The 15884-nt window shown below is 55.8% G+C and carries 11 protein-coding genes; 5 read left to right on the top strand and 6 right to left on the bottom strand.

The window, feature by feature from the left end:
- Positions 1 to 93: 93 nt before the first annotated feature.
- Entirely contained in the window at positions 94 to 1068 is a 975-nt protein-coding gene (locus NH461_RS23215; RefSeq protein WP_261603322.1) for a ParB/RepB/Spo0J family partition protein, read from the bottom strand.
- Between the two features lie 8 nt (positions 1069 to 1076).
- On the bottom strand, positions 1077 to 2291 hold the full coding sequence (locus NH461_RS23210; RefSeq protein ID WP_261603321.1) for an AAA family ATPase: 1215 nt from the start codon (positions 2289 to 2291) through the stop codon (positions 1077 to 1079).
- 1421 nt (positions 2292 to 3712) lie between these two features.
- On the opposite strand from NH461_RS23210, the gene NH461_RS23205 reads away from it, so the two are divergent.
- From NH461_RS23205 to NH461_RS23195, 3 genes are all read left to right on the top strand, one after another.
- Positions 3713 to 5713 (top strand): replication initiator protein RctB domain-containing protein, encoded by a 2001-nt coding sequence (locus NH461_RS23205; RefSeq protein ID WP_261603320.1) that lies wholly within the window; start codon positions 3713 to 3715, stop codon positions 5711 to 5713.
- A gap of 352 nt (positions 5714 to 6065) precedes the next feature.
- The gene (locus tag NH461_RS23200) at positions 6066 to 7187 is read left to right on the top strand and encodes an efflux RND transporter periplasmic adaptor subunit (protein ID WP_261603319.1); all 1122 of its coding nucleotides are present in this window, start codon (positions 6066 to 6068) and stop codon (positions 7185 to 7187) included.
- Positions 7184 to 10294 carry an efflux RND transporter permease subunit gene (locus NH461_RS23195; RefSeq protein WP_261603318.1) on the top strand — a complete coding sequence of 1037 codons (3111 nt, stop codon included), beginning with the start codon at positions 7184 to 7186 and terminating at the stop codon, positions 10292 to 10294. Before NH461_RS23200 ends, NH461_RS23195 begins: the two co-directional genes overlap by 4 nt.
- 38 nt (positions 10295 to 10332) lie before the next feature.
- On the opposite strand, the gene NH461_RS23190 is transcribed toward NH461_RS23195, so the two are convergent.
- The 3 genes from NH461_RS23190 to NH461_RS23180 all read right to left on the bottom strand — a co-directional run bounded on the left by NH461_RS23190 (position 10333) and on the right by NH461_RS23180 (position 11855).
- Positions 10333 to 10581, bottom strand: a complete 249-nt coding sequence (locus tag NH461_RS23190) for a hypothetical protein (RefSeq protein ID WP_261603317.1) — start codon at positions 10579 to 10581, stop codon at positions 10333 to 10335.
- Positions 10582 to 10733: 152 nt separating this feature from the next.
- On the bottom strand, positions 10734 to 11276 hold the full coding sequence (gene def / locus NH461_RS23185; protein WP_261603316.1) for a peptide deformylase: 543 nt from the start codon (positions 11274 to 11276) through the stop codon (positions 10734 to 10736).
- A gap of 120 nt (positions 11277 to 11396) precedes the next feature.
- Positions 11397 to 11855, bottom strand: coding sequence for a universal stress protein (locus NH461_RS23180; protein ID WP_261603315.1), 459 nt, complete (start codon positions 11853 to 11855; stop codon positions 11397 to 11399).
- 370 nt (positions 11856 to 12225) lie between these two features.
- On the opposite strand from NH461_RS23180, the gene NH461_RS23175 reads away from it, so the two are divergent.
- Together NH461_RS23175 and NH461_RS23170 are read left to right on the top strand one after the other, a co-directional pair.
- Positions 12226 to 13563, top strand: a complete 1338-nt coding sequence (locus NH461_RS23175) for an IS4 family transposase (RefSeq protein ID WP_261600266.1) — start codon at positions 12226 to 12228, stop codon at positions 13561 to 13563.
- Positions 13560 to 14807, top strand: coding sequence for a glycoside hydrolase family 18 protein (locus NH461_RS23170; RefSeq protein WP_261603314.1), 1248 nt, complete (start codon positions 13560 to 13562; stop codon positions 14805 to 14807). The genes NH461_RS23175 and NH461_RS23170 overlap by 4 nt, the downstream gene beginning before the upstream one ends.
- A 176-nt stretch (positions 14808 to 14983) precedes the next feature.
- Here NH461_RS23170 and NH461_RS23165 read toward each other — a convergent pair whose 3' ends face one another.
- Positions 14984 to 15817 carry a UDP-2,3-diacylglucosamine diphosphatase gene (locus NH461_RS23165; protein WP_261603313.1) on the bottom strand — a complete coding sequence of 278 codons (834 nt, stop codon included), beginning with the start codon at positions 15815 to 15817 and terminating at the stop codon, positions 14984 to 14986.
- Positions 15818 to 15884 lie beyond the last annotated feature (67 nt).

Here is a 15884-nt window from a genome sequence, read left to right as displayed (position 1 = left end):
TGATGATTGATACCCTCACGAACAAAATGTGCAGGTATAAAAAAGCCACGCCGGGCATGGTTGCCGGGCGTGGCTGGTTTACGCTGATGACGGTTACTTCAAATAATCGGCCAGATACGCCAGGATTTCCTCACTCTGGCGCTCGGTCAGCTTTTTCAGTTTGAGCTGCAGCTTATCGCCATCCCGGGTATAGCTCACCTTCCCTTTCACCAACTCTTGGGCTTTCGGTTTTTCCACTTCAACCTTCGGCTGCAGCGTTTCGCTGAAGCTCTCCAGTTGGGTGGTGACCTCACGGGTGATCCGGGTGATCCCCTGGGCATCGATGGTCTTCCACAAAGCCTGGCCGCCGTTATTCACCTGGCGCACCAGCTGATCACGCTGCGTGTCATCCAGGCCAAAGTATAAACGGTGTAGTTTAACAATCGTCGGACGCCCCAGCTCACCCACACTCGGATAGGCCATCAGCAGCTCCATCGGCAGGCTGGCGGCCTTCAGCGCACCACTCACCAAGGCCTCACTACACTGGCAATACTTGGCCAGCTCTTTTTGATCGGCCACTTTGCCGCTACTGAGCAACAATTGCATCTCTTTGCCGCGCTCGTACAGCGACAGTGGTTTATGGGCATTGGCGACGTCAGACAGGAACTTGGCATGCTCGCCATTGATCCCCTTGGCGACATAAATCAGAAAATCCCGCTCGGCCAGGATACAGGACATCCGACGCCGACTACCGTCCAGCACTTCAATACGACCATCGTCAAGCCATCGGCCGACGGCCGGATATTGCTGACCACGCTCTTTGAGGGTATTTAAAATATCTGCCAGCGCATGTTCATTCAAAAATGCCTGTTCACGGGCATTTTCCGCAAAGACCTGAGTCTTGGCGGCCACATCGGCAGCATTGATTTTGACCAGTTCGAACGCGACCGTTTGCTCGCCGGCAACAGCCAGTTCAATCACCGCCGCTTTATCCCGGGCCGCTGTTTGCGCCTCCGCCGGGGTCGTAGCCCGGCGTTTATCCGCCTTGCCGAACAGACGTGCATTGAGATCTGTGGTTTTAATTGCCATCTGCTAAATTACTCCTGATTCAAATTCGCCCAATGGCTGTGCATGACCCGCTCCAGCTCAAGCCCGACCCGTTGGATCGCTTCCTGAGCCGTCGAAAGCGTCTTTTTACCACCTTCAAATTCGGCAGCCGTCAAATCAAACACGGTACTGTAAGTATCTGCGCAAGTCTCAAACGCCCGGCTCCGCGGCACCGTCGCCATCATCACCTGCTCCCGCATCAAATAATTCATTTCCGTCAGGACTGAAACCTGCTTCTTGTTATCATCTTCAAACATGGTCGGCATCAGACGGATAAACTCCAGTCCATGCCAATTGTCCGGAAACATCTCATAAACCGTCGGCAAATGCTGGAAGAAGTTCACCGTCGATGCCCAGTCCAGCCGCTTCGCGGCACAGGGAATTAACAGCGCATTCGAGGCGTACATTGCATTCCACACCAATGGGTCGATATGCGGACCGGTGTCAATCATGATCACATCGAATTCATCGGCAATCGGATCAATCACCCGCTCTTTGAGCAAGCGAACAATATCCAGATCCTGATTTACCGCCAAATCCTGCCAGGCATCGGCGTTAAACATCGCATCTTCCGGGAAGGCTGCAATGGTTTTCAGGTTCGGATACTGGGTCGGCATCACCACGTTTTCCATCAGGAAGGTTTTATCCATGGCCTGACCTTCCGGCACATTCCCCAGCATCACATCAACTGCCGAATAAATGGTTTCCTGATCACCAATGCTGATCTGCGGGTTCAGGAACAGACGCAGCGAGCCCTGGGGATCGAGGTCAATCAGACAGATTCGGTAGCGCTTATCGAGATCCAGAGCCAGGCATGCCGCCAGGTGAACGGCGGTCATCGACTTCCCGGTGCCCCCTTTCTGGTTTTGCACATTTACAATCCAAGGTTTACGGCCTGCGCCTTCACGCTCGTGGAATGCCGGCTTCTTTGCCGCAGTCATCAACTGGTGTGCTTCTTCAAGCGTAATGGAATAATGGTTGGCATTGTTTTTAGTAAACTGGTGGCCCGCGGCTTCCATACGTGCAATCGCATCATCAAGCTTCCGGCGCGTCAGCCCCGAGCGCGTTTCCATCAGCGCTTTGGACATCGGAGGGAAAAGCTCTTCACGACGCTCTTCCAACACGATCTCGATCCTATCCGCCTGAACCTGCTTCGTCTGCTCCGCAATATGGAGCAAGTTTTGAATCGTCTGTTCCCTATTCATTGGTGTAATTCGCCATTATGAGTATTTTGCGTTATTGTACAGCAATATACACCGCATACAATAAAAAGCTGAACAGAGTCGTGTGATGTTCGTCTCAAGTAAAAATCCGCTTTTAATGCAAAAAAACAGCGCTATTTTCGACACCAACGCAAGCTTCAAATGCGACTAACAAGACAGTGAACATACTCAGATTTAAACAGTTACAGCGTCACTATTTTACAATGTAAATTTGGATCCTGAAGGATCCGTGCCGGAAGCGTATATTTCATGGGCCAAATTACGGCGTGTGTTATTTGGATTTTCCGCTGTAATTTCCGTTCAGTTTCTGCTCAACTTGAGAAAATAGCAAAAAAGATGATGAAATCGAATAATTTCATGACCATCGAGCCGATCAGGCTGAAATCATGCCAGCGGCGGCTACGTCAAACCGAGTAAAAGCTTCGATATAGCGGCGATAAAACAGCGAACGTCAACCCGGACACCGGATCACTTTAAGCAAGGCAATCTCCACTCTCTTGATCAATCTTCCGTAATTTCAACCGGATCCAGCGAAATTCTGAAACAATGATCAAGGTCGAAAAACGCCGTGTATTGAACTGACATCGGACCGATCGACTTGAGCCTAGATCCGGAAAAATGATCAAGCCAACGATCATCTTTTCAGGTACTGCTTCGAGGCATTGCGGAAGCATGGAAAACATCAGCTAAATTACGGTGAATGCAGGCCGGAACTGGGAAAAACGTCAGTAAGGGCCGGAAATCGGTCGCCCCGGAGCCCTGAAAACCGGATCGTGAAATAGAATTGAAATGCAGCGCGCGACACTTGATCATTTTTCCGGATTCACGTAGCTTGTTCTCCGCCCTGTAATCCAGCCGGATAGATGCAAACGGCTCGGCCAATTACGGTCGGTGTCGATTCAACTGTGCTGACAAGGCCACCAAAGCGATGGCTTTTTAGCCGCACGGCATTGCAATGGCCTGAACTTGATCATTGTTCCGGGGCAAAATCGGCTAAAAATCGCCGCAAAGAACCTCATGGAAAGGGGAGGGGAACCATGGACTGGGATAACCCTGTGGATAACCTGTAATCACACCCTGATCATCGTTGCTGGTCGCTAATGATCATTGATACGAGGATCCGATGATCATCGTTGCAGCCGTGGTTTGATCATGGTTTCCGGGATGTGTTGATCAACGTTCCGGACCGCCATTGATCATCTTTCCGAACAGGCTGATTTGAAACACTATATATTTCATAAAGTTATAGCGAAAACCCTGGCCAGATCATAAGATCACATCATCATATAGATCATCAAAAACAAAAAGATCAGTATTTAACTGATTCAATAAAAAGAACTTTCTTTCTTGGTTTATTTCTATTAATCTTTCCGGAAAGATGATGAATCTACGGCTATTGACAGATGAACGCGCCAGATCACCCAAACACAAAACATCCTGAAAAGATCCTGATCCCTGCTCCGCGATCCCACAAAGACGGCCATCTCTTTGCGATCCCTGATGCGCTGGTTGACTGGCTACCGCAGTACCAACACTTCAAGGGCGTGACCAAAAGCATCATCGAATTATTGAACCTGATTTCTCTGCGCGGCCTGTCCTGTCAGGATGGCATGGTCTCGACGACTGAGCTGGTTGAAGCGACGGAAGGCCAATTAACCCGTGCTGCGGTCCAGCAACGTTTGCGGGCAGCCGTGAATATTGGCTTGTTTACCCAGCAACCGGTTCGCTTTGAAGAAGGTCTGGCCGGCAAAACCATGCTGCACCACTTCATCAACCCGGCCTCCTTGATTGCCCAGCTCGGGGTCGGCAGCCTGAACTCAGAACAAAGCAAGGTCAAAGAGAAACAGAAGCGCTCCAAAGCTTTGGCCCAAAATCAGGTCAACCGTCGCCTGTTGACCGAATATGGTCTGGGCACGCCACCCGCCATGCCGGATGAGGCTGATCAGATTGTTGTCTCTCCCACCAGCTGGGCCGGGATCATTGACCAGGCCCTGGCACCGCCACGGACCAAGAAAAGTTACCAAAAGTCGATGGTGGCGATCAGCGGCACCAAGGCGATCATTGAAACCCGATCTTCCAAGTCGATCATGACGGTCGATGATCTGATGACGCTGTTTGCCCTGTTCACCCTGACCGTGCAGTACCATGATCATCACTTGCCTGATTATGAGTTGCAGTCCCGGCAGATGGGTAATAAAACCCCAATTTACATCACGGATATTCTGGCCCTGCGCGGTAAGAAAGACAGCGGCCCGGCCCGGGATTCCATTCGCGAAAGTATTGATCGGATTGAATTTACTGATTTCCAGCTTCATGAGCTGACCGGCCGCTGGCTGAGCGAGAACATGCCGGAAGGGTTCAAGAGTGATCGGTTCCGCTTCCTGGCCCGGACGATCACCGCTTCTGAAGAAGCCCCGCAGGAAGGGGAAGACGGCGAGATCCGGATCAAGCCGAATCTTTACATTCTGGTCTGGGAGCCGTCGTTTTTCGATGAGCTGCTGACCCGGGATTATTTTTTCCTGTTCCCGCCGGAAATTCTGCGCCAGCATACTCTGGTGTTTCAGCTGTACTCGTTTTTCCGCAGCCGGATGTCACGCCGGGCCAATGATTCGATGCTGCTGAGCGAGCTGAACCAGAAGCTGGCGCGCAATATCGAATGGCGGCGTTTTTCCACGGATTTAATCCGTGAGCTGCGCAAGCTTGCGGAAGGTAAGATCACCGACCATGTGTTTGCGGTCAATCTGTGGGGTTACCATCTGACGATCAGCCCCGAGGATCAGGACAAGCGTTATTGCGACTACCGGATCGACATCCGCTGCGATGCCGACGAGGTGATCCGCTTCTCCCGTGCCAAGACCACCAACGAAGGCAAGCGGACTATGGCGCCGACCATGCCGAACCCGCTGCGCAATGAAATTTTGCCCAAGCAGGAGCTTGATCAGCTTTCCGAGATCATCGACGGTGAGTTCGAGCCGATCCAGCGCAAGGAAGGTCGTACTAAGGGTCGTCTGGGGCGTCGAGTGAAGCTGAGAAAGCATCTGGTGGAGATCAATGCCGACGAGTTGACGATCATCTTGTCCAAATATACCTCCTCAGAAGCCCTCCAGCGCAGTATCACGGCGTTATCGGCCATGACAGGGCACTCCGCTGCCTCTATCTCAGAAGAGTGTCACGGGCTTCTGGAGAAGCTGGACTGGCTGCGCGTCGGGGATGAGGTGATCCCATACGAAACGCTGAGTCAGACGATTGAGCTCTATAACACCCAGCAGGATGAGCGCCACTTGTCGATCGAGCGGCTGATCTCCGGCCTGGCGGTACGGCGCAAGGTGTGTAAATTGATCCTCCAGGGGCATATGAATGAGCAGGTGATGACGGCGCTGGATGACATGGCCCGCGGGATATAAGCACAAAACTGTGATCTTCTGTCCAGACCCGCGGGGCTGACCGCATCCGGACAGAGTTCTGACATCCCCCTGACATGACGGCAACGAAATCCGGCATACTTGTTCGTGATATAACCTTTGTCCCTTTCGAAATGCGGTGAAAGACCTGAAATGGTTGTCGGAGTCATTCATCAGCCACCCTTCGAAAAGCATATATGAGTTTTGGCGAGTCCTCTGCGGCTCGCTTTTTTTTGCCTGTTTTACCGCGGACCTTCCTGAATTTGCAGCAGCATCGCTGCGCATTCTCCTGCCTATACTTAAATCAATCCAATTCTGATCTCCGCTGCGGATCCACTGAGACGGCGGAGACATCATGACCTTTCTTTTGACGATGCTGTGGCGCAGGTATCAGGCAGGGACCATGAAATCAACCTTGATCATTGGCGTGATTGCCCTGGCCGCTTTGGCGGTCGGGGTGTGGTACAAAGAGCGGGGCGGTAGTCAGGGGGCGGTCTATTCCGCCTCGGTGCCCAGTGTGGTGGTGGCGACCGTGCAACGGGAGGCGGTACGGCGTGAAGTCGAAGCGCTCGGGACGGTGAAATCACGTGAGTCCGTGGTGTTGTCGGCCAAAGTGACCGAAAAGGTGGATCAGGTCCATTTCAGCGACGGTCAGCAGGTCCGGCGGGGAGAGCTGCTGGTCACCCTGCGCTCGGGAGAGCAGCAGGCCAAGGTGCGGGCTGCCGAGGCTAATCTCAAAGAGCAGGAGCGGGAATACCGGCGGATTGAAGGGCTGGTGCGGCGCAATACCATTGCCCGCTCCGAACTGGATCGGTTGCAGACCGATATCGAAGTGGCTCGGGCGGTGCTGGCGCAGAACCAGGCGGAGCTGGATGCTCGGTTTATTCATGCCCCGTTTGCCGGGCTGCTGGGATTTCGCCAGATCAGCCCCGGCGCCCTGGTGACGCCGGGAACTGTGCTGACCACCTTGGACGATCTGGCGATTGTGAAGCTTGATTTTGCGGTGTCCGAGCAGTTTATCGGCCAACTGCGGATAGGCTCGGCAATTGAAGGCCAGGTTGCCGCTTTCCCCGAGCAGCGTTTTGCCGGCCGGGTGACTGGGATTGACAGCCGGGTCAACCCGCTGACCCGGGCAATCGTGGTGCGGGCGGAAATTGCCAACCCGCAACTGCTGCTGCGCCCCGGAATGCTGATGACGCTGCAGCTAATTGTGGATCAGCACGCCGGGCTGGTGGTGCCGGAAGAAGCGTTGATTGCACGCCAGCAGGACCATTTCCTGTTTGTGGTGACGCCCGACAAGGTGGTTGAGCAGCGCCGGGTTGAAGTGGGCTACCGCAGCCGAGGCAGTGCCGAAATCACCAGCGGGATCGCCGAGGGTGAGCAGATCATTACCCGTGGCATTGAGCGGGTCCGGCCGGGACAAACCGTGGAAACGCGGGTTGCGGAGCGGTTTAGCTTCCGGGAGGTGAGCGGATGATTCTGACAGATCTCTCGGTCAAGCGGCCGGTGCTGGGCTCGGTGATCAGCCTGTTGCTGATCACCTTCGGCCTGGTGGCCTACCAGATGCTGCCGTTGCGGGAATATCCCAATATCGATCCGCCGGTGGTCACTGTATCGACCAATTACCGGGGGGCATCGGCGGCGATCGTCGAGAGCCGGATCACCCAGGTGGTGGAAGATCAGGTCTCCGGGCTTGCCGGGATCCGCAATATCAGCTCCCAAAGCAGCGACGGGCGATCCACCGTTACCCTGGAGTTCGGGATCGGCCGGGATATTGATGCCGCCGCCAATGACGTCCGGGATCGGATCGCCGGGTTGATCAACACCCTGCCTGATGAAGCGGATCCGCCGGAGGTCGAAAAGGCCGCAGGCAACTCGGAAGTGATCATGTGGCTGAATCTGGTGTCCGATCGGCTCAATACCCTGGAGCTGACGGATTATGCCCAGCGGTATCTGGTGGATCGCTTTTCGGTGATCGACGGGGTGGCCAACATCCGCATCGGGGGCGGGAAAAACTATGCCCTGCGGATCTGGATCGACCGTCAGAAACTGGCGGCGCGCGGGCTGACGGTTGCCGATGTGGAAGCGGCCCTGCGCTCGGACAATGTAGAGCTGCCGGCCGGCTCGCTTGAATCGCAGCAACGCCAATTCTCCATCCGCACCCAACGCAGTTTTGTTGCCCCGGAAGACTTTGCCCAGCTGGTGGTTGGCTCTGGCACGGACGGCTATCTGATCCGGTTGGGAGATGTGGCCCGGGTCGCGCTGGCGGCTGAAGAAGAGCGGATCACCTTTCGTGGCAACACCCAGGATATGATTGGTATCGGCATTACCCGCCAGTCGACGGCCAACACTCTGGCGGTCGCCAATGCGGCCAATGCCCTGGTGGATCAGCTCAATCCGACCTTACCGGAGGGCATGGAGATCAAGCGCTCCTATGACTCGTCGGTCTTCATTCAGGCCTCCATTGACGAGGTCTATAAAACCCTGTTGATTGCCCTGTGTCTGGTGGTTCTGGTCATTTATCTGTTCCTTGGCAGTGTCCGGGCGATGCTGATCCCGGCGCTGACGCTGCCGGTGTCGCTGATCGGCAGTTTTATCGTGCTGTTTGCCTTGGGCTATACCATTAATTTGCTGACCCTGCTGGCGCTGTTGCTGGCCATCGGCATCGTGGTGGATGATGCCATCGTGATGCTGGAGAATATCCATCGCCGGATCGAGCTGGGGGAGCCGCCGCTCAAGGCGGCGTTTCTCGGTGCGCGTCAGGTCAGCTTTGCCATTATTGCCACCACCGTGGTGCTGGTTTCGGTGTTCCTGCCGATCGGGTTTCTCCAGGGGGATTTGGGCAAACTGTTCCGGGAGTTTTCGGTGGCGATGAGCGCGGCGGTGATCCTGTCTTCGCTGGTGGCGCTGACCCTGAGCCCGATGATGGGCTCAAAGCTGATGCGTCAGGTGGCCAAGGAGCCCTGGCTGGTCACTATGATGAGTAGTTTGCTGGCCCGGGTCACGGCGGCTTACCGCCGGGCATTGGTGCAGTGGATCCGGCGCCCGGCCTGGGTGGCCGGGATCATCATGGTCGCGCTGGCCGGAAGCGCGCTGCTGGCCAGCCGAATCCCGTCTGAGTTTGCCCCCCGGGAAGATCGGGGCGCGATGTTTATCATCGTCAACGGCCCGCAGGGGGCCAGCTTTGAGTTTATGCAGCCTTACATGAGTGAGATTGAGCACCGCCTGATGCCGCTGGTGGAAGCCGGGGAAATCAAGCGCCTGCTGGTTCGGGCGCCGCGGGGTTGGGGCCGGCTTGAAGATTTCTCTAACGGCTTCGCGATTGTGGTATTGGAAGACTGGGCGCAGCGCCGCAGCGCCGGGGCGATCACCCGGGACATCCAGCAACGACTGGCCGATCTGGCGGGGGTGCGGGCCTTTGCCGTCATGCGCCAGCCGTTCGGGCGTGGAGTCGGAAAGCCGTTGCAGTTTGTGTTGGGGGGCGGTAGCTATGCCGAACTGGCCCGGTGGCGGGATATCTTGCTGGAAGAAGCGGCGAAAAATCCCGGCCTGACCGGGCTGGATCATGACTACAAAGAGACCAAGCCGCAGTTTCGGGTGGCGATTGACCGGGATCGGGCCGGTGATCTCGGGGTATCGTTGCGCGATATCGGCCAGACGCTGGAGTCCATGCTCGGCTCGCGGCTGGTGACCACGTATCAGTGGCACGGTGAGGAATATGATGTGGTGGTGGAAGGTCAGCGGGAGCGGCAAAATACCGCGGCGGATCTGAGCAACCTGTATGTTCGCTCCGCACGGACCGGCGCGTTGATCCCGTTGTCGAGCCTGATCACCGTGACCGAATTTGCTGATGCGCCGCAGCTCAATCGCTATAACCGGGTCCGGGCAATCACCATTGAAGCCAACCTGGCCGATGACTATACCCTGGGGGAAGGGCTGGCGTACCTTAACGAGCTGACCCGGCAGCTGTTGCCGCCGGATGCGGTGGTCAATTATAAGGGCCCGTCCCAGGATTATCAGGATGCCAGTACCTCGGTGCTGTTTGTATTCCTGTTGGCGCTGGTGGTGGTGTTCCTGGTGCTGGCTGCCCAGTTTGAAAGTTATATTCACCCCTTCGTGATCATGCTGACCGTTCCGCTGGCCACCTTCGGCGCCCTGCTCGGGCTCTATTTCACCGATCAAAGCCTCAATATCTATTCGCAGATTGGGATCATCATGCTGGTCGGTCTGGCGGCCAAGAACGGGATCCTGATTGTCGAGTTTGCTAACCAGTTGCGGGATCAGGGCGAGGCCTTTGAGCAGGCGATTATCGATGCGGCCGCGGCGCGGCTGCGTCCGATCCTGATGACTGCGGTGACCACGGCGGCGGGCGCGGTGCCGCTGATCCTGGCGACCGGCGCCGGGGCGGAAACCCGGCTGGTGATCGGGATTGTCGTGTTGGTCGGCATTTCGGTCGCGACCGTGTTTACCCTGCTGGTGATCCCGGTGGTCTACAGTCAGCTGGCGCGCCGGACTCATAGTCCGGAGTTTGTTGCCCGTCAGTTGGCGCAGCAGTTGGCCCGGGATGAGACCCCGAAGTCCTGAGCGACTGGCGCTGACCGCTCGGGATCTCAGGGGCCGGCTCAGGCAGCCTGCGAGCCGGCAAAGTGATCGGGGGAGTTCCAGCTGTGGCAGGCCGATGTTGTTGACGGCGTTGTTCGTGGAGCTGACGGTGTTGTTTTCGCCGCCGGGATTATCTGTACACTGTCCGGCCCGTTGGCGATTCCATGGCCGAGCAGGATATCGATGCAGTGGTTGAACTCGCTGAACCCCATCGGGCGTTGTTGCTTCTCGGGCGCCGGATTGTCATTCGATCGTGTCAAAGTTTGCATTTTGCTCTCTACAGCCTTACATCGCACTCCGTGCTGGATGGGGGCATTGTGGCGGGAAAATATGACAATCTGATGGCGAAAAGATGAGAGATTTGTCACAGTGCGCTGATTTTTATCGATGAAATCCAATGGTTTAGCGAGCCAGACCTTGCTCAGGCCGAACCCGGCCCGGCGATCTGCTTGCGGTATTCGGCTTCGGTGGCGTAGTCCTGCGGTGTTGCCCGGTCAAGAAAGACGATGCCGTCAAGATGATCCAGCTCATGCTGAAAAATCCGGGCGACAAAATCGCTCAGCCGGGCTTGGACGGTTTCGCCGGCGAGGGTGGTATAGCTGACATCGATCTCGCGGTGGCGGCTGACCCGGGCCCGCATGCCGGGAATACTCAAACAACCCTCCCAGTCTTTGACCATGGTGTCACCGGCCCAGACCAGTTGCGGGTTGAGCATCAGTGTCGGGGGCATCAACGGCGCGTCGGGATAGCGCGGGTTGGGGTTGGAGGCGACAATAAACGCCCGGACTGACGCACCGATTTGCGGGGCGGCGATCCCGACGCCCTGATGTTCGTGCATGATCTGCGCCAGGCTGCGAAACAGGGCGGTATGCTCCTTGAACTGGGCCGGGGTAAGCGGCGCTGCCAGCTGGCGCAGCAGCGGGTTGCCGAGCTGGAGGATCTCAGCATAGCGGGTGACAGACATAAAAAATTCCTTCTCAATCGTGTCCCGGATCGACAGCGATGATGGACGGTGATGATGATCTTCGGCAGCCATGCTCTATGGCAGTCATCGTAACCGGTGGCCAATGGTGCCGGGCGACCGTCATTCGGTCGCTCGTACCAAGCATACCGAGGTTTTGCAATGGGTCGCAATATAGCTGCCGTGATTGGCAAACAGATAATCGCTGACATTGGGAATATGGGTCGCCATGATCACCAGATCGGCGCTCAGCTCGTCAATGGTGTCGAGCAGCTTGCGGTTCAGATCGGCCGCCGGATCGACACTGAAGACCGGATGGCTCTCGGCTTCAAATCCATAATGGCGGCTTTGATCCCGGGTGAAATAGGCCAGCTTGGCCTTGAACTCCTTCGGGTTATGGGCAATTTCCGTCGGCGCAGAGAGCGAAACGCCGACGAAGATCACTTTGGCCTCGTAGGCTTTGGCCAGATGGCCGACCAAATCCAGTGAGGGGCCGAGGTGCGCTTCATGTCTGAGATCGACCGGTACCATAATCGTGCTGAACATAACTTCCCCCGGAATATCGATGGGTGAGTGTGCCACGTAAGGCTCTCCTGCAAGTGTAATGGATCCTGCCTGCGCTGCTGTGCCAATTGTGGACCGTGTCTGTCTCGTTTCCTGGGGGGGCCGGAGCGGCATCTGACCGTGATTCCATGAAGTGACTCGAGAATTGTTGATTCGTTCGCCATCTTCGCTGCCGGTTCGGGCCAAAGCCATTAATAATGTGGTCAAACAATAGACAAGGAGCGGATATGAAGAAGTTGGTCTTTGGGGCGTTGGCAGGCAGTCTGATGATTGCGCCGGCCATGGCCCAACCCCCGGTGGTGGCCCAATGCTGATCAGTTAAGGATCGGTTGACTGATCCTTCTGATGCGTCAAAATCGGAAATCATTTACTGGTTTCCGGTTTTTTTATGCCCTTAGCTTCCGCACTCACAGATTTTCTTGAAGAGTCTCCTGTCGATATCTCCCAGCTGACCACTTTCTCTGAACACGTTCCCGACGAGTGGGTTGCCAGAGCTACATCTTTATCGACTCAGGCAACCATCAGACGAAGACGGCTCCCCAGTGATATGGTGCTCTGGCTTATTGTCGGTATGGCCTTTTTCCGCAATGAGCCTATAGCTGAAGTGGCCCGCCGTATGAATGTCTGTGCCGAAGGGTTGGCAAACGAGGAACTCCTGGCCAAGAGTGCTCTGACACAAGCCCGTCAGCGACTGGGAAAGGAAGCGCCTAAATGGCTGTTCAAACAGTGTGCTCAGGTATGGGGTAAAGAAAGGTACCCGGAAGACAGCTGGAATAAACTTCAGGTTTTTGCTGTTGATGGGGCTCTGTTCAGGACCCCGGATACCCCCGGGCTTCGCGAACACTTCGGTTCGGGAAACACATCCGGAAAGCGCCAGACACCTTACCCTGTACTCCGTCTTGTCACCATGATGAACGTGCGTTCCCATATCATCATTGATGCCGATATCAGCCCTTATCGCCGAGGTGAAATACCGCTGGCCCAACCCTTTATCAACTCGCTGCCGGATAACTCGGTGACTTTGCTGGATAAGGGATTTTACGGAGCAAGCCTGTTGCTGGGCATCTCTGCCAGCGGGGCAAACCGACATTGGCTTATTCCTGCTAAAAAAGGCGTGGTATACACACTTCTCGACGAGGAGGAAACCAATGACAACCTTATCGAGATGAAGGTCTCGCCCCAAGCGAGAAAGAAGAATCCGACCCTTCCTGAGAAATGGCAGGTACGGGCAGTCACCTATGAGGTAGACGGGAAAGAGAAAACGGTTTTCACCTCCCTGCCAAGAGAGATGTACAGCGCCGAGCAGGTTGCCACCCTATACCACGAACGCTGGGAGATTGAACTGGGCTACCGCGATATAAAGAGCTCCATGCAGCACAATTCTCTTACCTTGCGGAGCAAAACGGTCGAGCTGGTTTATCAAGAGTTATGGGGGTTGCTTCTCGGCTACAACCTGGTCAGGAGAGAGGCAAGCCAGGCGGCTGTGGCGCATGACAGAGCCCCCACAGAAATAAGCTTCAAGTACGCCTGCCAGTTTATTGCAAGTCAGCTCAGGGTAATGAGTAAGGCACTGTCACCGGGAAACACGCCCAAGAGGCTAAAGGCACTACGGGGGGACCTGTCAGTGCTCTTCAAGGAAAATCGCCCCAGGCCATCTAGGCCCAGGGCAGTTAAGATATCAAAGACCCGCTACCCGGTTAATCGCCATGCAGCTCCCCTTAAGTGAACTGCATTGCGGTGGTGGCCGGGTATTTTGCGGACTGGCAATACGAGAATGCTGACCGTCCCTATACGGTTGCAGATATTCCGGCGGACAAGCTGACCCATGTGATTTATGCGTTCCTCAGCATGTGTGGCCCGCATGAAGGGGCGGGTGAGAAAGTTCGCCAGCAGGTGGCTGAAGCGTGTGAAGGGAAAGCGCCGTTCAGCGCCGTGGTGGTTGATCGTAAAGCTGCATTGGAAGTTGATTTCGGTGCTGTGGAGACCGGTGTGCCCTATAAGGGGCATTTTGCCCAGTTGTCTGCATTGAAACAGCAGTACCCGGCGCTGAAGATCCTGCCGTCTTTCGGGGGATGGACGATGTCGGAACCGTTTCATGCGATGGCAAAAGATCCCCGGCATATCGAGCATTTTGCCAAGACGGCGGTGGCCTTGATCGCCGAGTATGACTTTTTCGACGGGATCGATCTCGACTGGGAATATCCGGGCGGGGGTGGTTTGACGACTTCGCCCTGGGATCCGAACACCAAGCTGAGCGATGCGGAGAAAGCGGCAGAGCGCGAGGCGTTTTCCTCGCTGATCAAGCAGCTCCGGATTGAACTCAACAAGCTGGCGGCGAAGACCGATCGCACTTATAAGCTCTCTTCGGCCATCGGGGTCGGACCGAAATCGGCGCAGATCGACTGGCGTTCGGTTGCTCCTTACATGGATAACATGTTCGCCATGACCTACGATTTCCTCGGCGGCTGGGGGCCGCAAACCGGGCACCTGACCAACCTGCATGCCACGGAGCGAAGCTGGTGGGGCATGGGCGCGGATGCCTACATTGACCAGATGATCACCCTGGGCGTACCGGCTGAGAAACTGGTGCTCGGCGCTGCCTACTACGGCCGTGGCTGGGAAGGCACCCAAGGCTTTGACGGTAAGTTGCCGACCGCCAACTTGTCATCGGAAAAAGGGGCCAGCTTCGGCACCGACAGCGCAGAGCCTGGCTATTTCATGTACTGGGATCTGAAACGAAACTATACCGCCGCTCAGGGGTATCAGTACGGCTACGATCAGGCTGCGCAAGCGCCGTTCCTGTGGCATCCGCAAAAGCAGGTGTATATCTCATTTGACGATAAACGCTCAGTGCAGGCCAAAACCGAATGGGCCAAACAGAAAGGGTTAGCCGGGGTCTTTACCTGGGAGCTGTCGGGGGATGTTGACGGCGAGCTGACCGAGGTGATTTATCAGACCCTACAGCGTTAATTCCGGAGCAGAAGACACCGAGGAACGGAACCGGGTGTTACGCCATCAGCTCGACAGATGGATCAACCGAAGCCTGTGACGCGGTAAACCACGAGAAAAGATGAGTTCAGAAAGACCCGGCGTGCCCGGGTCTTGGTTTTTCTGCGGTGGGGGAGGGATGTGACGTTGTGATGGGCTTACTCGCGGCTGAGCAGGTTTTGCCGGCGATGGAGCCCCGGCAGCGCATAGGGGGCGCAAAATTCTTTGTCATTGGCAGCCTGGTCGCACTTGATCGGTTGTTTTAGATCGGCCCAGTGCACCAGCTCCAGTCGACCTTGCGGGTGCTCGACCAGTGCGGTACAGCTCTCGACCCAGTCGCCGTCATTGCAGTAGAGCACACCGTTGATGGTGCGTAGCTCCGGCTGGTGGAGGTGGCCGCAAATAATACCGTCCAGCCCCAGTTTCGCCGCTTCTTTGGCTGCAGCTTCTTCGTAGTGTTCAATTGCCTTGCGGGCGTTCCCGACCCGGTTTTTGACGTAGTACGCCAGTGACCAGTAGGGCAGGCGGAAGCATTTTCTGATCCGGTTGATGGCCCGGTTGAGGCGCAGCAATTGGTAGTAGGAGGCATCGCCGATAGTTTTGAGCAGGTTGCTGCACATGACGGCGTGGTCAAACTCATCACCATGGGTGACGAGAAACTGTTTGCCGGCAGCGGTGGTGTGGACTTGGCGGGACTGAATTTCCACATTGAGCAGGATGGAGCCGATCACATCCCGAAGCTGGTGGTCGTGGTTGCCGGGAATATAAACCACCCGGGTCTCCCCCCCGGCAATTTCAATCAGCTTTCTCAGTACATCCTGGTGTGATTGCGGCCAGTGAAAAGAGCGGTTCATCGCCCAGATATCAATAATATCGCCCACCAGATACAGGGTATCGCAGCGGGTGTTGTTCAGCAGGTCCAATAAATATTCCGCTTTGCAATCGCGAAACCCCAAATGAATGTCTGACAGCCAGATTGTATTGTAGTGCATAGCATCTCCTCGCCAAGGCATGACCGTGTCCGATCGATTGCCTTTCCTTTGCAGTGTGGATTTTTGA

Origin of the sequence: Photobacterium sp. TY1-4 (assembly GCF_025398175.1) — a bacterium.
In the GTDB taxonomy this organism is placed as follows: Bacteria; Pseudomonadota; Gammaproteobacteria; order Enterobacterales; family Vibrionaceae; genus Photobacterium.
The sequence above is the reverse complement of the archived record's forward strand: the minus strand, read 5'-3'. Positions and strand labels throughout refer to the sequence as shown.

Bases quoted from the DNA above. Each gene is read 5' to 3' on its own strand.
- NH461_RS23215 (WP_261603322.1), bottom strand. From the start codon at position 1,068: ATGGCAATTAAAACCACAGATCTCAATGCACGTCTGTTCGGCAAGGCG.
- NH461_RS23210 (WP_261603321.1), bottom strand. From the start codon at position 2,291: ATGAATAGGGAACAGACGATTCAAAACTTGCTCCATATTGCGGAGCAG.
- NH461_RS23205 (WP_261603320.1), top strand. From the start codon at position 3,713: ATGAACGCGCCAGATCACCCAAACACAAAACATCCTGAAAAGATCCTG.
- NH461_RS23200 (WP_261603319.1), top strand. From the start codon at position 6,066: ATGACCTTTCTTTTGACGATGCTGTGGCGCAGGTATCAGGCAGGGACC.
- NH461_RS23195 (WP_261603318.1), top strand. From the start codon at position 7,184: ATGATTCTGACAGATCTCTCGGTCAAGCGGCCGGTGCTGGGCTCGGTG.
- NH461_RS23190 (WP_261603317.1), bottom strand. From the start codon at position 10,581: ATGCAAACTTTGACACGATCGAATGACAATCCGGCGCCCGAGAAGCAA.
- def (WP_261603316.1), bottom strand. From the start codon at position 11,276: ATGTCTGTCACCCGCTATGCTGAGATCCTCCAGCTCGGCAACCCGCTG.
- NH461_RS23175 (WP_261600266.1), top strand. From the start codon at position 12,226: ATGCCCTTAGCTTCCGCACTCACAGATTTTCTTGAAGAGTCTCCTGTC.
- NH461_RS23165 (WP_261603313.1), bottom strand. From the start codon at position 15,817: ATGCACTACAATACAATCTGGCTGTCAGACATTCATTTGGGGTTTCGC.